At 34.9% G+C, this 18,868-nt stretch carries 15 protein-coding genes; 7 read left to right on the forward strand and 8 right to left on the reverse strand.

The genetic code is table 11. The features are described from left to right. Positions 1-144: 144 nt before the first annotated feature. Positions 145-582, reverse strand: coding sequence for a hypothetical protein (locus V6624_RS10050; RefSeq protein ID WP_338841678.1), 438 nt, complete (start codon positions 580-582; stop codon positions 145-147). A 122-nt stretch (positions 583-704) separates the two neighbouring features. Further along, entirely contained in the window at positions 705-1,676 is a 972-nt protein-coding gene (locus V6624_RS10055) for an SPOR domain-containing protein (RefSeq protein ID WP_338841679.1), read from the reverse strand. Positions 1,677-1,913: 237 nt separating this feature from the next. Between V6624_RS10055 and dprA the strand changes: the two genes are divergently transcribed. After that, a complete protein-coding gene (gene dprA / locus V6624_RS10060; protein ID WP_338841680.1) occupies positions 1,914-3,014 on the forward strand; it encodes a DNA-processing protein DprA in 1,101 nt (366 codons plus the stop codon). Positions 3,015-3,272: 258 nt separating this feature from the next. Here dprA and V6624_RS10065 read toward each other — a convergent pair whose 3' ends face one another. Both V6624_RS10065 and trpS read right to left on the reverse strand, forming a co-directional pair. Next, positions 3,273-3,683 (reverse strand): hypothetical protein, encoded by a 411-nt coding sequence (locus V6624_RS10065; protein WP_338841681.1) that lies wholly within the window; start codon positions 3,681-3,683, stop codon positions 3,273-3,275. 22 nt (positions 3,684-3,705) lie between these two features. After that, positions 3,706-4,680 (reverse strand): tryptophan--tRNA ligase, encoded by a 975-nt coding sequence (gene trpS, locus V6624_RS10070; RefSeq protein ID WP_338841682.1) that lies wholly within the window; start codon positions 4,678-4,680, stop codon positions 3,706-3,708. Positions 4,681-4,889: 209 nt separating this feature from the next. Here trpS and V6624_RS10075 point away from each other — a divergent pair, with 209 nt between their 5' ends. Then, positions 4,890-5,630: a lysophospholipid acyltransferase family protein gene (locus V6624_RS10075; protein ID WP_338841683.1), complete on the forward strand. Its 741-nt coding sequence runs from the start codon at positions 4,890-4,892 to the stop codon at positions 5,628-5,630. Positions 5,631-6,206: 576 nt separating this feature from the next. Here the strand turns inward: V6624_RS10075 and recA are convergent. From recA to V6624_RS10095, 4 genes are all read right to left on the reverse strand, one after another. Beyond that, positions 6,207-7,214, reverse strand: coding sequence for a recombinase RecA (gene recA, locus V6624_RS10080; protein ID WP_111284245.1), 1,008 nt, complete (start codon positions 7,212-7,214; stop codon positions 6,207-6,209). 143 nt (positions 7,215-7,357) lie between these two features. Next, positions 7,358-7,867 carry an acyl-CoA thioesterase gene (locus V6624_RS10085; protein ID WP_111284243.1) on the reverse strand — a complete coding sequence of 170 codons (510 nt, stop codon included), beginning with the start codon at positions 7,865-7,867 and terminating at the stop codon, positions 7,358-7,360. Positions 7,868-7,900: 33 nt separating this feature from the next. Then, positions 7,901-8,284 (reverse strand): DoxX family protein, encoded by a 384-nt coding sequence (locus tag V6624_RS10090; protein WP_111284241.1) that lies wholly within the window; start codon positions 8,282-8,284, stop codon positions 7,901-7,903. Positions 8,285-8,290: 6 nt separating this feature from the next. Continuing rightward, a complete protein-coding gene (locus V6624_RS10095) occupies positions 8,291-9,439 on the reverse strand; it encodes a DNA polymerase III subunit delta' (RefSeq protein ID WP_338841684.1) in 1,149 nt (382 codons plus the stop codon). Between the two features lie 435 nt (positions 9,440-9,874). On the opposite strand from V6624_RS10095, the gene V6624_RS10100 reads away from it, so the two are divergent. The 5 genes from V6624_RS10100 (at position 9,875) to V6624_RS10120 (ending at position 18,812) form a co-directional block, all read left to right on the forward strand. Further along, positions 9,875-10,327 carry a hypothetical protein gene (locus tag V6624_RS10100; RefSeq protein WP_111284238.1) on the forward strand — a complete coding sequence of 151 codons (453 nt, stop codon included), beginning with the start codon at positions 9,875-9,877 and terminating at the stop codon, positions 10,325-10,327. A gap of 188 nt (positions 10,328-10,515) precedes the next feature. Beyond that, positions 10,516-11,808 (forward strand): hypothetical protein, encoded by a 1,293-nt coding sequence (locus tag V6624_RS10105; protein ID WP_111284236.1) that lies wholly within the window; start codon positions 10,516-10,518, stop codon positions 11,806-11,808. Positions 11,809-11,912: 104 nt separating this feature from the next. Next, positions 11,913-12,320: a hypothetical protein gene (locus V6624_RS10110; protein ID WP_239455579.1), complete on the forward strand. Its 408-nt coding sequence runs from the start codon at positions 11,913-11,915 to the stop codon at positions 12,318-12,320. Next, positions 12,317-13,750, forward strand: coding sequence for a gliding motility protein SprC (gene sprC, locus V6624_RS10115; RefSeq protein WP_111284232.1), 1,434 nt, complete (start codon positions 12,317-12,319; stop codon positions 13,748-13,750). Before V6624_RS10110 ends, sprC begins: the two co-directional genes overlap by 4 nt. A 1-nt stretch (position 13,751) precedes the next feature. After that, on the forward strand, positions 13,752-18,812 hold the full coding sequence (locus tag V6624_RS10120; RefSeq protein WP_338841685.1) for a PorP/SprF family type IX secretion system membrane protein: 5,061 nt from the start codon (positions 13,752-13,754) through the stop codon (positions 18,810-18,812). Positions 18,813-18,868: the final 56 nt, after the last annotated feature.

The following is an 18,868-nucleotide window of genomic DNA, read 5'->3' on the forward strand; positions in this document are numbered from 1 at the left end:
AAAGCTCCAGCGGAGCGACATGTATTAATTGTAAAAACATGTCGCTCCGCTGGAGCTTTATATCGTACATATTTATTATTTCTATAAATATTTTGCTTCTCCGAAGCTTACAAAATGAAAGCTATTTTTTTAGAAAAGCGATTTTTAAATACTCGACATTGCTTTTTCTAGCTCTTTTTCCTGTGTAATTTGAGTTAGTTTTAACTTTTGAATATTAACCTCATTTTCTTTGGTTTTAATTCTCTGTTTCTGAATTTCTTCTTCAGAAATCGAAGTTGTCGTTATTTTGTTTTCAATTTTCTGATTGGCAAGTTCTAGCTTTTCAATTTTCTCTTTTGTCGATTTCAAATTGCTATCAGATTTAGATAGATTCTTCTTTTTAATTTCAAGATCTTTTTGTTCTTTTTTCAGCTGATAAATCTTGTCATCCAACATTTTATAATTTTCTTTCAAATTTTTTTGCAATTGAAGTTCAGCTTGTTGTCGCTCCAATTCTTGCATTGTGTTTGTAGTTTGCTGAGCAAAAAAAGATTGAGAACTTAGTAATAGTAAGAACGCTAGTGTTCTAAAAAGTTTGTCCATAATGTTTTAAATTTTTGAGGCTAATTTATTTGAAGAAATCATCAAAGAGTGCCATTAAAATTTTTTAAAATAACAGAATAGGACAAAAAAAATCCCGTTCGATAAGAACAGGATTTTTAATTTTATAGATTTTCGACCAGAATCCAAGCATCAGGATTTTCGCCTTTTTGTATTTCTTTTTGAGCTTTTTCTGCTTCTTGCATTGTAGCGTAACTTCCGTATAAAACAGGGAATAAGCCATGTTTGTTTTCTTTTAGCATTCTAGCTTTGAAACCATCTTTGATAAGTTGATCATACGCTTTTCTTGCATTTTGTTCACTTCTAAAAGCACCCGCCATAATGTGATACGGCATTGTTACTTCAGTAGTTTCGACTTTAGCAGAATCGACAGAAAGTGTTACAGCTGGAAGTGGACTTTTGATAAAGAAAGTTGCTTCTTGAATTTTGTTTTGTACTTTTTTCTGAACTGCCTGTTCTACAACAAGTGTTTGATTATCAATTTGATTTTGATATAAAGGATAACCAATGCTTCCTGTAATTCCAAGACCTAACACTAAAATTGCGGCATATCTCAAGAATGGATTTGAAGATTTCGTTTCTTCTTCATTTTCATATAATAAAACAGCATCTTTTTCTTTTGCTGCGATCTTTTCGATTTTTTTCTCGAAAGCTTCTTTTTTCACAATCGGTGAAACAAAAGGGCTTAATCCAAAAGAAGTTGACAGATAATTTGTCTGATCGTTTGGTTTGAAAATAATATTGCTTTCAGAGTTTAAACGCAATTCTCCAATGTTCTTTAAAAGAATTACACCTTCTTCTTCCAATGTTTTTTTCCAGTTTAAAACCTCAAATGCAATTGCACTTACAGCAAAACCATAAGATGTTTTTTCTGCCTGCGCAATATGATTTGCCAACAATCCGTCGTTATTTTTGATACGGCTGTTGAAAGAAATGGTTTTTTTTGGCGGAAAAAACGAATTAGTGCTTTCATTCAACTGTGCTGAATGAGTTTCGGTTAAAAATGCACCAAATCCTGGAACCGTTACACACTGATAACGGTACAATAACTGTGAGATATATTCTTCGATTTTCATGATAACAAAGTTAGACAACGGCTATAGTTATCAAAATTTTATTCACAATTTTTATTAACAATCGAGAATTATTTTTAGACAATTCGTTTTCAATAAATTACGAATTGATTTTACTGAGCTGATTGATGTATCGCAATTTTATTATTAAAATTTATTAAGAATTTACTTTGTTTTATTGATATTTGCGCTTCGAAAAAGTAAAAATATTTTTTCTATTTTACATAATGTTTAAAAGATATGAACGATCAGGATTTGTTTAGTTTACTTGCCTTGCTAAAAGTTGATGGAGTGGGAGATATTCTGGGTAAAAAATTACTCCATTCCTTTGGATCTGCATCGGAGATTTTTAAAGCTAAAAATGCGCAATTGGCCGCTGTTGATGGAATAGGATCTGTTTTACTTAAAAATTTGAAAGATAAAGCTGTTTTTGAAAAAGCTGATAAAGAGCTTTCATTTATAAAAAATAACAATATCCAAGTATCTTTTTTTCAGGACGAAAGTTATCCAGAACGGCTTAAACATTGTTTTGATGCTCCGATTTTGATTTTTACTGCTGGAAATCTGGATTTCAAAAAAAAGAAAATGATAAGTATTGTTGGTACGCGCCAGATTACTTCTTACGGAACTGATTTCTGCAGAAAACTGATTGAAGATCTTGCGCCACTAGATCCCGTAATCGTCAGCGGATTTGCGTATGGAGTTGATATCGTTGCGCATCAAGCAGCAATGGATCATAACTTGCAGACTGTAGGTGTTTTGGCTCATGGATTAAATCAGATTTATCCGCGTACTCACAAAAAGCACATGGCAAAAATGGAAGAAAACGGCGGATTTATAACAGAGTTTTGGAGTGATTCGAATCCAGATAAAGAGAAGTTCGTGCGCCGAAATCGAATTGTTGCCGGAATGACTGAAGCTACGATTGTGATTGAATCTGCCGATAAAGGCGGTTCGCTAATTACAGCAAATATGGCCAACGAATATAATCGTGATGTTTTTGCCGTGCCTGGAAGAGTGACAGATAAGTACAGTCAGGGATGTAATAATTTGATTAAAACTCAGAAGGCAAATGTGTTAACAAGTGCTGCTGATCTGGTTTATATGTTGAATTGGGATATTAAAGAAAAGCCAAAGAATGTCCAGAAACAGCTTTTCGTAGAATTAGACTCTGACGAACAAAAAATCTATGATTTTCTACAAAAGAATGGAAAAGAATTGCTTGATCTCATTGCTATTGAATGTGAAATTCCAATTTTCAAACTTTCTGGTTTTTTGATAAATATGGAATTGAAAGGTGTAATTAGACCACTTCCGGGAAAACTTTTCGAGTCAATTTAACGCAGAAAATCTGATATTTATTTTCGCGTAAAATGCTTAATAATCGGTATAAAATATAAATCAGCAAGAGTCCGAAAACTATGTTTAGAATTTGAAATACGTATGGTGGAATATTATAATCTTCAATATACTTGTCCATCTTTTTTTAGGTTTAAAATATTAATATACTTGAAGTTACAAAAAAATGAATGAAAATTTATATAAATCATAAAAGCTGACTTATAACACTTAGCTTTTATGATTTAAAATATTTGAATTTTATAGATTATTTTCGTTGTAGTTCCAAAATGCTTCTACAGCACCAGCGCCATCTAAAAGGCAAAATGCGGCATATGATATATCAATTAACCAATTGTCAATTTGTTCCGTTTGTTCTTTGGAAATCAAATTATTACTTTGTAACATACCTTCAGGATGAATTGCCCACATTCGACCGAGGTGACAAATTCCCATGATAGAACTTATGATTCTTTTATCTACAAAGTCTTTTTCGAGTTCGTGTGCAAGAATTTGTAAAGCCTTCATAATTAAGTGATAGTTTTCTTCACGCAATTGTCCTCGAAATGGCCGAAGATGACCTAGAAAACCATTTTGCCATCTTTCGCTTTCTATATTTTCATGGTTACCACTCTGGTACATTAATTCCTCTATTGCATCTTCCTTCGTCATCGTAATAAATTCGCGGTTTTGATTATTTCTGAAACCCTAAAACCTCTCTAACTTTTGCAAGTACACCATCAGCAATAACAGAAGCTTTTGTAGCGCCTTTTTTCAATAGAGCATCGACTTCTTCAAGGTTGTTGATGTAATAGTTATATTTCTCTCTTTCTGTTTTGAATTTCTCTGTAATCAATTCAAACAAAGCTTGTTTTGCGTGGCCGTAACCATAATTTCCGCCTAAATAATTAGCTCTCATTTGCGCAGTCTGTTCTTCGTTTGCTAAAAGAGAATAAATTGCAAAAGCATTACAAGTATCTGGATTTTTAGGCGCCTCAAGTGGTGTAGAATCTGTTTCAATACTCATTACTTGTTTTCTTAAAGTTTTATCGTCCAAGAAAATGTTGATGATATTATTGGCTGATTTACTCATTTTTCCTCCATTTGTTCCAGGAATCAGCATAATGTTTTCCTCAATTTTAGCTTCAGGTAGAACAAACGTTTCTCCCATTTGATGGTTAAAACGAGCTGCAACGTCACGAGTGATTTCTAAATGCTGCAATTGATCTTTTCCAACAGGAACAAATTCTGCATCATATAGCAAAATGTCCGCTGCCATAAGCATTGGATATGTGAAAAGTCCAGCATTTACGTCGTCTAAACGATCTGCTTTATCTTTGAAAGAATGTGCTAAAGTTAATCTTTGAAATGGAAAAAAACAGCTCAAATACCAAGTCAATTCTGTAGTTTGAACCACATCAGACTGTCTGTAAAAAGTAACTTTTTCAGGATTTAAACCACACGCAAGCCAAGCTGCAGCTGTGCTATAAGTGTTTTCTCTTAAAGTTTTTCCGTCTTTAATTTGAGTGATCGAATGTAAGTCAGCAATAAATAAATAAGATTCGTTTGCTGGATCATTAGATAATTCGATTGCCGGAATAATTGCTCCTAATAAATTTCCTAAATGAGGCGTTCCTGTACTTTGAACACCAGTAAGTATTTTTGCCATTCTCATTTTTTTCTTAACTGCAAATGTCGTGATGTTTTTTTTAACTTCAAAGTTTGTAGTTTTTTAACGCAAAGAGCGCAAAGCAATTTCTCAAAGAAATAAAACTTCTTTCCTTTGCGAAAATCCTTTGCGCTTTTTGCGTTAAAATGACGAATTACTAAGAAAAAAATCTTTATAATATTCATTTCGGTTTTACTACTTTTGAAACTATGAAAATATTTAAAATTGCTTTTTGGATTCTTTGGCGCGTTTGGTTTTACGTCTTGATGGCGATTCCGATAATTATTATGCTGCCATTTTTATTGATTTCTATTCTCTCAGAGAAAGGTTATCCCTATTTTTTTAAAATGGCTCGCATTTGGGCTAAATTTATCCTTTTCGGAATGGGCTTTTACTATACCGTAAAACGCGAACAGAAGCTCGTTAAAGGCAAAAGTTACATGATTGTGGCCAATCACACCTCGATGACCGATATTATGCTTATGCTGGCTTTAATTAAAAACCCTTTTGTATTTGTTGGAAAGAAAGAGTTAGTAAAGATTCCGTTATTTGGATTTTTTTATAAAAGAACTTGTATTTTGGTTGACAGAAGTTCATCAAGAAGTAAAAATGAAGTTTTTAAAAGAGCTCAAAGTCGTTTAAATCAAGGTTTAAGTATTTGCATTTTTCCTGAAGGCGGAGTTCCAGATGACGAAAGCATTTTGCTTGACGAATTTAAAGATGGCGCTTTTAGATTAGCAATAGATCATCAGATTCCGATTGTTCCAATTGTTTTTCCTGATAACAAAGAACGTTTTTCGTACACATTCATGAGCGGTAGTCCTGGAAAAATGCGTGCTAGAATTTTGCCTTTTATAGAAACGAAAGGCTTGACCATTGATCATAGAAAAGAATTAAGAGATCAAGTTAGAGATATAATTTACAAGGGTTTAATTGATTTTCAAAATTAAACAGTAAAACATTATGTAAAATACAAAAGCCGGTAGATTTAATCAATCTACCGGCTTTTCTTTGAATTAAAAACCCCCTATTTTTATTCAAAATATTATCTGTGAATTATCTTTTCTGAAATAAAACGCAATACTTTTTTAAATCTTAATTTGGTTTTTCTTCGGTTTTTATTGTACAACAATTCTATTTTTTCTTTCATGGTTAAAAATATTAATGGTTGATAATAAAGAGTTTAGATAATAACTCAAGTTAACGTCATAATATTATGGATGAAGAAAAGTAAAAAAGGTTGCGTCAAAAAATGAAAAAAATCGAAAAAAATGGAAAATTTGATAAAAAACCCGCTAGATAGATAATCTAGCGGATTTCTAATGTTTAAATAACCAACCAATGTAAATTCTAAAAAAACCTGCAAATTGATATTGGCATGTATCAATTATAAAACCGCTTTTTTTAATAGATGAAAATTTTTAGAAAAGGTTGCGTGAAAATTTCATTTTTATTTTTTGAAACAAAAAAAGCCGAGGATTATAAAAATCACTCGGCTTTTTAATAGTCCTTTTTTGACTTATTTATTAAGCATTCGCTAATTCTTTCATGTGTTCTTTAATTTTAATTTCCAGTTCTTCAGCTAGTTCTGGATTATCTTTAATTAAAGCTTTAACAGCGTCACGACCTTGACCTAGTTTTGTATCGCCGTAGCTAAACCAAGATCCTGCCTTTTTAACGATGTCAAATTCAACAGCTAAATCTAAAATTTCACCTGTTTTAGAAACTCCTTCTCCGTACATAATGTCGAATTCTGCAGTTTTAAATGGCGGTGCAACTTTGTTTTTAACGATTTTTACTTTAGTTCTGTTTCCGATTACGTTCTCACCATCTTTAATTTGAGCCGAACGACGAATATCTAAACGTACAGAAGCGTAAAATTTAAGTGCGTTACCTCCAGTTGTTGTTTCTGGATTTCCGAACATAACACCAATTTTTTCACGAAGCTGATTGATAAAGAAAACCGTACAATTTGTCTTGCTGATAGTTCCAGTAAGTTTTCTCAAAGCTTGAGACATTAAACGTGCGTGAAGACCCATTTTAGAATCTCCCATTTCACCTTCAATCTCACTTTTTGGAGTTAAAGCGGCAACAGAGTCAATTACAACGATGTCTATAGCTCCAGAACGAATTAAGTTTTCGGCAATTTCTAAAGCTTGTTCTCCGTTGTCTGGCTGAGAGATAATTAAGTTTTCGATATCAACATTTAATTTCTCAGCATAGTTTCTATCAAATGCGTGCTCCGCATCGATAAAAGCAGCTATACCACCAGCTTTTTGCGCTTCAGCAATGGCGTGAAGTGTCAAGGTAGTTTTTCCAGAAGATTCTGGACCATATATTTCAATAATTCTTCCTTTTGGATATCCATTTACCCCAAGAGCTAAGTCAACACCTAGTGAGCCAGAAGAAATCGTTTCTACTTCTACAATGGCTCTATCGCCCATTTTCATTACGGTTCCTTTTCCGTAGGTTTTGTCAAGTTTATCAAGCGTTAGTTGTAGCGCTTTTAATTTGGCTTCTTTGTCTGAACTCATTTTTTTCTAATATCTAAATTATTATTTTGTCTTTCTGGATAAAAATAAGAAAATTCTGCTATATTTTAATAGTCTAAATTTTCAATTTGTAAAATTACTTCTTTTTCTGAAGTTTGATTGTTCCAAATTGTCACAAATTTGATCTATAAAAATAATGCCTTTAATTCTGTGGCATCAGAAGGTTTTATTTTACCAGCTAGCAGTAAACTCAATTGTTTACGACGAAGTGCAGCATCAAATCGCTGGATTTCTAGTTCTGTTTCGGGAACAATTGCCGGAACTTCAACTGGTCTTCCGGTGTCATCAACAGCAACGAAAGTATAAATTGCTTCGTTAGCTTTAGTTCTGTTTCCAGATTCGCGGTCTTCGACCCAAACGTCAATAAAAACTTCCATAGAACTTTTGAAAGATCTTGAAACTTTTGCCTCTACGGTTACAACGCTTCCAAGCGAAATTGCTCTGTTAAAAGCAACGTGATTTACAGAAGCCGTTACTACAATTCGGCGCGAATGTCTGCGGGCTGCAATACTTGCCGCGCGATCCATTCTGGCTAATAACTCACCGCCAAAAAGATTGTTTAAAGGATTTGTTTCGCTCGGTAAAACTAAATCAGTTAAAATAGTTAAGGATTCTGAAGGATGTTTTGGATTCATTTTTTTTATCTAAAAATTTAAAAATTGTATTGGTTAATTCAACCAATAAACAGCCATTACAGCTGGTATAAAATATATAACAATGGTTCTCGCACCATCGTAATCTTTTGCAAGTCTTTGTCCGAAAAGCATCATTAACAAAGAGATACATGAAAATATTGCTCCGTAAAAACCAAATTCTCTTCCGTTATTTGTAAATAACTGAATGCCTCCTACAACGCATAAAATTCCTGAAATCAGTTCCAAAATAAGTAAGTGTAAAAGCGCAAGCGGAACCTGATTTTTTAATGGCGTTTTGGCAAAATGTTCTTTAAGCCAAGCGACATTATCTTTCCAATAAAAAATTTTTTCGTAACCTGATTGTAAAAAAGTTAAAGCTAAAAAAGCTAAAAGTAAAATTGAGGCAACATTGTTCATTATGAATTATTTTTTATGAATTAAACGAGTCAATTTGATCGATAAATCGGTTAGGATTATTTTTGCATTTCCGTTTCTTTCAATGTGATACATAGCATCTGAAAGTTCTTTGAATATATCGTGAATGTTATTTCCATTTACAAACGGAGCAAAATTTTCCAGTTTGAATTTATCCACTTTTGGTTCGATGTAAACTAAACTCGGGGCTTGATAATTTAGCATTAGAGCTTGGCGGAACATTTCGATACAATACTGAATAAATTTTTTCTGGCTTTCGCGTCCTAGTGCAGCAATCTGCTCACTCCAAGAAATTAAATCTTGAATGGCAGCAGCGTTTCCTTTTGCTCTAAAAGCGGCGCGAACCCAATTGACAAACCATTGTTCAAAAGGAAATTCATCATCGTCTTCTTTTAACAAATGCAAGGCTTTATTAAAATTTCCTTGTGCTTGATGTGCTATCTTTTTGGCTAAATTCAAATCGATATTTTCTTTGGCAGCTAATGCTTCAGCGATCACTTTTTCTGGAAGTCCGTTAAAGTGAATTACCTGACATCGCGAACGTATGGTTTGAATAATATCTTCTTCATTTTCGGAAATCAGAATAAACACGGTTTTTTCTGAAGGTTCTTCTAAAAGTTTCAAAAGTTTATTGGATGCTGCGATATTCATTTTATCGGCCATCCAGATAATCATAATTTTGTAACCACCTTCGTAAGATTTTAGCGCAAGCGATTTTAAGACTTCCTGCGCATCTTCAACCCGAATTTCTCCTTGTTTGTTTTGGACACCGAGAATTTTGTACCAATCGAATAACCCTCCGTAAGGCATTTCCAGAATAAAACTGCGCCAGTCCTGAATAAAATCTAGACTTTTGGGTTTTGTTTTAACATCTTCGGTTGTAACAGTTGGATAAATAAAATGCAGATCGGGATGTGAGATGTTATCAAACTTTAGATTGCAAGAATCATTTCCGTTTGAATTTTCGTCGCCAGTATTGCTGCATAAAATATATTGGGCATAGGCAATGGCGGTTATTAATGTGCCGCTTCCTTCTGGACCGACGAACAATTGTGCGTGAGGAATTCTACCAGAAGCAGCACTTTTTATCAAGTGGCTTTTGATGTAATCTTGACCTAAAATTTGAGAAAATTGCATGGAACAAAGATAGAAGAAAATGGTATAGTCAAAAATTTTCCAGTTAAGATTATTTCGCCAGTATATTTTTGAAATTTAGAAACTGATTTCTGAAATTTTTTAAGATGATTTTCGACAGAATTTTGTTAATAAATATCTTCAAGTGAGTAAATATCAAGATGTTTTTGTTAATATTTTTTTTCGAAAATCGGCAAACGTAAGTTTTTTTTTATTATTTAAAGTTAGATTTTTTTTGTTTTTATAGCGAATATCCTACGTTTGCGACGTTAACATTTTTAACAAAAAGCACGTTAAAACGCACATTTTCTCGACATAACGCTGGTTTTTAAGGTTTTTTTAAGATTTTTTTTTGAAAAAAAAAGTCATTGAAGTTGTAATTTAACTTAATTTCTATATTTTTGTTTTTATCAACAACCAATTATAAAATAAGAATCTATGAAAGGGAAAATTATTCTATTTAGTGCTTTTTTTATCTTAACTACAGCGGCTGCTTCAGCACAAGCTAAAAACGCACCAAGAAGTATTATTAGTACAACTGCGCTTATCCGAAAATACCATGATCAAAAAGAATTGAGTGGTATGCAAAAAGGAGAACTTTTGGAATTATACATTGAGCGTATTAAAGTTTTGGTAAAAACTCTCCCTTACATCGCTTTGGTTACTAAACCAGGTGTTACTATGGCAGACTTAGGTATTCCAGACGATAGTGAACACAAAAAAGTTTTAGATGCTCAAGCAATCGGTACAACAACATTCTTAGATACGACAGTAGAGTTTCAGAGAAAGATGATGCCTTATTCTGATAAAGGAAATCTAATCGCTGCAATTTTGTTCTACGAAAGTACATTGAAATCATTACACGAGTTCAACGATTTGAACGAAATGTAATAAAGCTCAAATTTTTTAAAATATTTTTTAAAGGGTTCGCGCAAGCAGATAAGGTTTGCGTAGTTTTTTAAAAAACAAAATAAAAAAATAACTCATTCTCGAAGGTTCTGAAAATTTCGGAAAATTCGAGAGGAGTTTTTTCGTTTACGCATACCCAAATTTATTATTAACAGTAATACCCCCTTATCATGAAAAAAATTACTCAATTAATCTGCGTTCTTTTGACAGTTACGAGTATGAGTGCTCAACAAGAGAAAGGAATTATGGGCTACACCAATTGGTTAAACAACTGGACTGAGTTTAAGCCTAACAAAGTTGACTATGGAGAAGCAAACCAAATTTTGGCAGGAAACATTTCTGTTAATACTAAATTGCTTAAAAGAAATATTTACGTTTTACAAGGAAACGTTTATGTTACAAACAATGCTGTTTTAACTATCGAGCCTGGAACAGTAATTATTGGAGACTTCGAAACTAAAGGAGCATTAGTAATCACTAAAGGTGCACAATTAATCGCTGATGGTTTAGAAACAGATCCAATTGTATTTACTTCAAACCGAAGCATGAAAAAAGCTGGAGATTGGGGTGGAATCGTACTTCTTGGAGATGCACCAATTAACAAATTCGGAAATGTAGGTTCTTATAACCTAGATCTTGATCCAACTATGACTACTTACGGTGGAGACAACGTAGCTTCAAACTCTGGAATCTTAAGATTCGTTAGAATCGAGTTTGCTGGTAAAAAAGTAAAAGGAGCAGATACTTTCAATGGTTTAACTCTTGCAGGTATTGGAAACAAAACAGTTTTAGAGAACATTATGGTTAGCTACGCTGGCGGAGATTCTTTCGGAATCTTAGGTGGTGACATCAATGCTACAAAATTCGTTTCTTATAAATCAGTTAACGACGACTTTAAATTTAATCAAGGAGTTCAATGTCGTTTCTTTAACTCTTTAGCAGTTAGATCTTCTTATTTCTCAAGTACTAAAGACGGATCTCGTTGTATGGAGGTTAGATCTTTTGACAAGAAAAGTGAAACAGATTTCACTAAAAAACAAACTTTAGTTGTTGCAAGTAATATTACAATGGTTAATGACAGCGAGAACATCAATGCTGACATTCAAGCAGGATTAGTAAAAGAGGCTGTTTATGTAGCTGAAAATGCTTCTCTTGAAATGAAAAGAAGTGTGATCTCTGGATTCAACCCTGCAGTATTATTAGACAGCAAAACTGAAATCAATGATGCCAACCTTAAAAAAATCAAATTTGAGGAAATGTATTTCAACTTATGTAAAGGAAACATCTTTACTGAATACAATTCTAACAATGAAGATTTAGAAAGCTGGTATGGAAACAGTGTTTTCTTTAACGTGTACTCACAAAGTGATAACAAAGAAACATTCATTGATATCTTCAATCCAAAAAAACCAGATTTTAGATTACAATTAGGAAAAATCACGGCTTCTAGCGGTAATAGATAAATAGTTTCGATTTTTATTTTCCACGGCGTAAATTTTATTAATAAAGTCCCCAGACACAATTTATGTATCGTCTATAAAGGACCCCAAATAAAGATCAAGACATAATGGTATCTACGAAAAAATATTTTTTATATATAATATTTTTGGTTTCGCCTGTATCGTTAACTCTATATGCACAGGACACAGCAGAAAATCCTACTAAGGCTGCTGTTTCTGAGTGTGGTTTAACTTTGGCTAACATTAACCAAAATAATAATAGTGCTGTTGTTGAAAACAATGGCCAGACAAGTAATTTAAATCAGTTTATAGTAGGGATGTCCAACCCCAAGGACAGCCTTACTATAGCAGCTGAGTCAAATGCTGTATCTAACTGTGAAGAGAATTCATCATTTGCTGCAACTTCAATTCTTGCAAAAGACATAATTGAAAATTACAAATATGATTTTTCTGAAACTTTTATAGATATCTTGTTTTTTGAGCGTATAGATTTAGCAAGAAAACGCACTATATGATTCAAAAAATTACTTTATCTTTTACCAAATTATTACTTTTATTTAGCATTTTATTCTTTGCTAAATCGAGTACCTATGCCCAAACGATAGTGCCTCAAACATTTGATGGCCTAGAAAAACTTTGTGCTGGTAACTCGTTCAATGAATTTTATGCAACCTTTAGTTATATAGATTTTCCCGCAGGTACGACGTTCGTAGTTGAGCTTTCAGATGCTGCGGGAAATTTTACTTCTCCTGTTTCTACAACGTTACTTCAAACAATAGACGTTTCTGCAACCCAACAAACAATTAAATATGCGGTTCCAACAGATTTAGTTGGTTCAGATATTTATAGTTTAAGAGTTAAAAGTTCTACTGGAGTTACGAGTACTAGATTTAAAAACTCTTTAGGAAACACTTCTTTTCCTGCTTATTTTAAACAATTTGAAGGTTCGTTTTTTATTAATAACAAAAGTGATGTTGCTATGCTTTGTTCTGGCGGCAGTTTAACACTTAGTATTAGTACTGAAGATCCTTCTCCAGCATCAATCGCAAACATTAAATATAAATGGTACAAAGATGATGTTCTAATTGCAGGACAAAGCTCTAAAGAGTTAGTGGTAAATAGTACAGGAAAGTATTATGCAGAAATCGATTATGGACAATGTTCTGATGTGAACTTTAGTTCAAATCGTGTTAACGTTACTTCTTCAAGCAGTGGGTCTGCGGTAACAATAGACTCAAGTTTAGGAAATCCATTTTGCGCAAGCGGAACGGGAACAGTTTTAACTGCAACTTCAGGAAATAGTTATGTTTGGAAAAAAGATGGTGTAATAATTACTGGCGCTACAACCCGTACTTATTCTACTAATGAATCTGGAGTTTATTCTGTAGAAGTAGATTTTGGAGGATGTAAAGCCATAGGAAGTATCGATCTTCAAAGCAACAGTTTTGAGGCAACAATAGATGCTCAAGATGGATATAAATTGAACGAAGGCGAGACTATTACGGTTACTGTTACAACAGATGCTACTGGCGCTACGTATGAGTGGTATTTGAATAACAATTTGATTTCTGGTCAAACAGCAAATTCTTATGTTATTTCTGTAAAAGGGAACTATAAAGTAATAATTTCTCAAGTATCTGGCTGTATAGCTAGTAAAGAGTTTTCATTTAGAATTAATGGTGATTCTACTCCTTCTGGAGTTATTCCAAACATTATTAAATTAAGCGGGATGAATCCATATTGGAATATTCCTGACGAATATAAAAATGCAACTACAAAAGTAATTATCATTAGCTCAAACGGTGATAAGGTTTTAGATGTAGTAAATTATCAAGGCGATTGGCCTCAAAACAATATAGATTTTAAAAATGTAAATCCAGTTTATTACTATGTCATTCAATCGGATACAGGTGAGAAAAAAGGATCAATAACTGTGATAAAATAATATGAAGAAACTTTTACTATTCATCACTTTATTTTACGGTTTTTCAAGTTTACTCTATTCTCAAAATACAGCTGAGGATGGAGTTGTTTCGTTTTCATTACCAATAAGAAATTCGTTAAAGTTTAATAGATATTTAATTAACCCAACTTTCAGTTTTGTTAGAGAATCAAACCCCTATGTTAGTTTTTATAACAAAAGACAATGGGTTCAGTTTGAAAATGCTCCACAAACCTATTTAGCAAATTATTCTGGACGTTTTAGAGAGAATGAAGCTTTTGCATTTGGTTTGTTTCAACAAAATTATGGATTAATGACTGTTTTTGGCGGAGTGGCCAATTTCGCTCATAACATCGTTATCCAAGATGACAGTAATTTAACTTTTGGTTTAAACGTTGGCGTTTATCAAAGTGGTTTAAATAAAGGAAAAATTATCTCTGAAGATTCAGATATCCTAACAGGAGATTATCCTTCAAGTACATTACTTACAGTTAATCCAGGTATTAACTACGGGACAGATTTCCTTGATTTCGGATTATCGATTAACAACTTAGTACTTTACAATTTCGGATCAGGAGTGGTAAAAGATGATCCAGAAAGAGCAATTCAATTGCACGCAATGTACACTGGATATATTGATAGCTACGGTTTTTTTGACAGAAGTAAATTTTCTGGAATCGTTAGAACAGAGATTAAAAAAGACAAAACAGTTATTTCAGGACTTGGAATGCTAGCACTTCAGCAAGGAGTTTGGGCACAAGTTGGTTATAACACTTTATACGGAGTTTCAGCGGGACTTGGGGTTAATCTTTCTCCAAGTATTGCTATTGAATATAATTACGAAAGAGGAATGGGCAATTTCTCTAATCTAGGCGGTTCACATGAATTTGCCATTGCCTACAAATTCAAAAATAGAAATTACTATTACGGAGATGACGATGAAGGTTCGATAATCGATCCAGCTAAGCCAAAATCAGTTCCAGCCAAACCAAAATCGGAGGCAACTCAGGTTAACAGAGCTGAAATCGCTGAAAAGAACAGACTGGCAGCCGAAGCAAAAGCACAAGCCGATGCCGAAGCAAAACAAGCAAGATTAGTGGCAGCTGAAAAAGTTAAGGCAGACGCCGAAGCAAAAGCGAAAGCTAAACTGGAAGCAGATAACAAAGCGAAGGCAGACGCAGAAGCAAAAGCGAAAGCTAAATTAGAAGCAGATAATAAAGCGAAGGCTGATGCTGAAGCTATAAAAATAAAACTTGCCGCAGATGCAAAAGCAAAAGCCGATGCAGCAGCAGCCGCTAGAGCACAGAGTGCAGCAGCAAATAAAGCGGTAGCGGAAACTAAAAAAACACAAGCGCAATTGGCTGCTGATAAAGCGAGAGCTGATGCGGAAGAACGCAGATTGAAATTAGCTGCAGATAATAAAGCACGAGTTGATGCGGCAGCGGCTGCGAGAGCGCAAGCAGCAGCAAATAAATCTGGAGCAACAGTACAAAAAACACAAGAAGAGTTAGCTGCAGACAAAGCTCATGCTGATGCTGAAGCAATGAAATTGAAATTAGCTGCTGATGCTAAAGCTAAGGCAGACGCAGAAGCATTACAAGCTAAATTAGCTTCGGCAGATAAAGCAAAAGCAGATGCAGAGGCTGCAAAAGCTAAAGCGGCCGCAGCGAATGCAGCAGCACCAACACAGCAAAAAACAGCTGCACAACTAGCAGTAGAAAAAGCAAGAGCAAATTCTGAAGCAGCAGCAAAAATGAGATTGGCGGCAGCTGAAAAAGCAAAAGCCGATGCAGAAGCTGCAAGACAAGCAAGATTGGCGGCGGCAGAAAAAGCAAAAGCTGATGCTGAAGAACGCAGATTAAAATTAATAGCTGATAATAAAGCAAAAGTAGAAGCTGCAGAAGAAAAACGTAAAGCAGATGCAAAAGCGAAAGCAGAGGCTGCAGATATGCAATCAATCTTAGCTGCTGATGCAAAAGCGAAAGCAGATTCAGATGCTTTACAAGCAAGATTAGCTGCTGAAGCAAAAGCAAAAGCCGCTGCAGAAGCTAAGACAAAAACATCTATTGATGCTGCAAATAGAGCTAAACTGACAGCAGATCAAAAAGCAAAAGTTGCAGAAGAAGCTGCGCTTAAAGAAAAATTAGCTGCAGATGCAAAAGCAAAAGCTGATGCAGAAGCAAGACAAGCACTTATAGCTGCTGAAGCAAAAGCGAAAGCTGACGCAGAAGCATTGAAAATAAAACAAGCTGAAGAAGCGAAAGCAAAAGCTGATGAAGAAGTTCGTCAAGCACAGTTAGCTGCTGAAGCAAAAGCTAAAGCTGATGCAGAGGCATTACAGGCGAAACTTGTTGCTGAAGCAAAAGCAAAAACAGATGCTGAAGCTGCGGCGAAAGCAAAATTAGATGCTGATGCAAAAGCAAAAGCGGACGCTGAAGCAGAAAAAGTAAGATTAGCATCAGAAGCAAAAGCAAAAGCGGATGCTGAAGCAGAACAAGCAAGATTGGCTGCAGATGCAAAAGCAAAAGCAGATATGGAAGCTTTGCAAGCTAAATTAATTGCTGATGCAAGAGTAAAAGCCGATGCTGAAGCTACTGCTAAAGCAAAAGCGGAAGCAGAAGCTAAAAAATTACAAGAAGCAGAAGATGCTCGCCAAGCGAAACTTGCAGCAGATGCAAAAGCGAAAGCTGATGCGGAAGCAGAAAAAGCAAGATTAGCATCTGAAGCAAAAGCAAAAGCCGATGCAGAGGCATTACAAGCTAAGCAAGCTGCTGAAGAAAAAGCTAGAGTTGCAGAAGAAGCTCGTCAAGCGAAACTTGCAGCAGAAGCAAAAGCGAAAGCCGACGCTGAAGCAGAAAAAGCAAGATTAGCATCTGAAGCAAAAGCAAAAGCTGATGCTGAGGCATTACAAGCTAAACAAGCTGCTGAAGAAAAAGCTAGAGTTGCAGAAGAAGCTCGTCAGGCGAAATTGGCAGCAGATGCAAAAGCGAAAGCTGATGCGGAAGCAGAAAAAGTAAGATTAGCATCTGAAGCAAAAGCAAAAGCGGATGCAGAGGCATTACAAGCTAAGCAAGCTGCAGAAGAAAAAGCTAGAGTTGCAGAAGAAGCTCGTCAGGCGAAATTAGCGGCTGACGCTAAGGCAAAAGCAGACGCTGAAGCATTACAAGTTAAGCAAGCTGCTGAAGAAAAAGCTAGAGTTGAAGAAGAGGCTCGTCAAGCGAAATTAGCTGCGGATGCAAAAGCAAAAGCCGATGCAGAAGCGTTACAAGCAAAACTTGCAGCAGACGCGAAAGCAAAAGCTGATATGGAGGCTTTACAAGCAAAATTATTGGCAGATGCAAAAGTGAAAGCAGATGCTGAAGCTACAGCAAAAGCTAAAGCGGAAGCAGAAGCTAAAAAATTACAAGAAGAAGAGCGCCAAGCGAAATTAGCAGCCGACGCAAAAGCAAAAGCTGATGCAGAAGCAGAAAAAGTAAGATTAGCGGCAGAAGCAAAAGCTAAGGCAGATGCACAAGCATTACAAGCTAAACAAGCTGCTGAAGAGAAAGCGAGATTAGATGAAGAGGCACGTCAGGCGAAACTTGCAGCTGACGCGAAAGCAAAAGCAGACGCTGAAGCAGAAAAAGCAAGATTAGCGGCAGAAGCAAAAGTTAAGGCAGATGCACAAGCATTACAAGCTAAACAAGCTGCTGAAGAGAAAGCGAGATTAGATGAAGAGGCACGTCAGGCGAAACTTGCAGCCGACGCTAAAGCGAAAGCAGATGCAGAAGCAGAAAAAGCAAGATTAGCGGCAGAAGCAAAAGCTAAGGCAGATGCACAAGCATTACAAGCTAAACAAGCTGCTGAAGAAAAAGCAAGATTAGATGAAGAAGCTCGTCAGGCGAAACTTGCAGCTGATGCAAAAGCGAAAGCCGACGCTGAAGCAGAAAAAGCAAGATTAGCAGCTGAAGCAAAAACGAAAGCCGATGCAGAAGCACTTCAAGCAAAATTAGCTGCGGATGCAAAAGCAAAAGCGGATATGGAAGCACTTCAAGCTAAACTTTTAGCAGATGCAAAAGCAAAAGCTGATGCTGAAGCTACTGAGAGATTAAAAGCAGAAGAAGAGACTAGACGATTGAAAGAAGAAGAAGATCGTCAAGCAAAATTAGCAGCAGAAAAAGCTAAGGCAGATGCGGAAGCAGCAGCTGCAGCAAAAGCGAAAGATGATACTGGAAAGTCTATTGAAAATTTAACTAAATCGGTTGAAGGTACAAGTCAAATACAGAACGATTTATTAGATCAGTTTAAAGGAACTGTTGCGAATAAGCAAAAAGACTTGAATGATTTAAAAGAGGAGAATGATTTAAGTGAAAAAGGAATTTATAAAGAGCCAAAACCATTCAAGAGTGTGGCGGCAGAGAATAGTCAAATTGAGTCATTAAAAGTTCAGATTGCAGATGCTAATAATAGCATGAAAAATGAAATTGCGAAGTTGACTAATCTTTATAATGAAAGACTTAAAAAGTTCCCTAAAGATGATCCTTTGAATAAAGCTTATCTTGAAAAGATAAACGAATTGAAAGCGGCTCAATTGAAAATGGAAAGAGAAGGAGCTGCTTTAATTGCCGATTTAGAGCGTATTAAAACAGAAACAGAAATTGAGCGTAAACGTAGAATTAAACGTGCGGCTTATGAGAATGATGAGGGAAGATATAGTCAAGATTTAGCAGCTTTAAAACGTATAAAGGAGACAACGAAATTAAGCAGTACGCCATTGACAGCAAATGATTTTGATTTTGGAGAAGAGCAGTCAAATATGCAGATTATTAAGAATATTAAAAATTCTGATAGCGGTTACTATTTAATTCTTGCAGTTCATAACAGTGTAGAAAAACGTGATGAATTCTTAACAAAAGCTGTCGCTTCAGGACGTTCAGATATTAATTTCTTCTACAATGTAGCAACAAGTAAATATTATATCTATTATGAAAAGTTTGATGGTTTACAAGAGGCAACCAAGGCACTAGAGGCCAAAGGAAATAAACCATACAATGGCAAAATGGCTATAGTAAAAGTTGAAAATTAGAAGAATAATTAATTGAGATATAAATGCTCTTCTTTAAAAAGAGAAGAGCAGGATAA

This window comes from Flavobacterium ginsenosidimutans (genome assembly GCF_037478105.1).
Taxonomy (GTDB): Bacteria; Bacteroidota; Bacteroidia; order Flavobacteriales; family Flavobacteriaceae; genus Flavobacterium; species Flavobacterium ginsenosidimutans.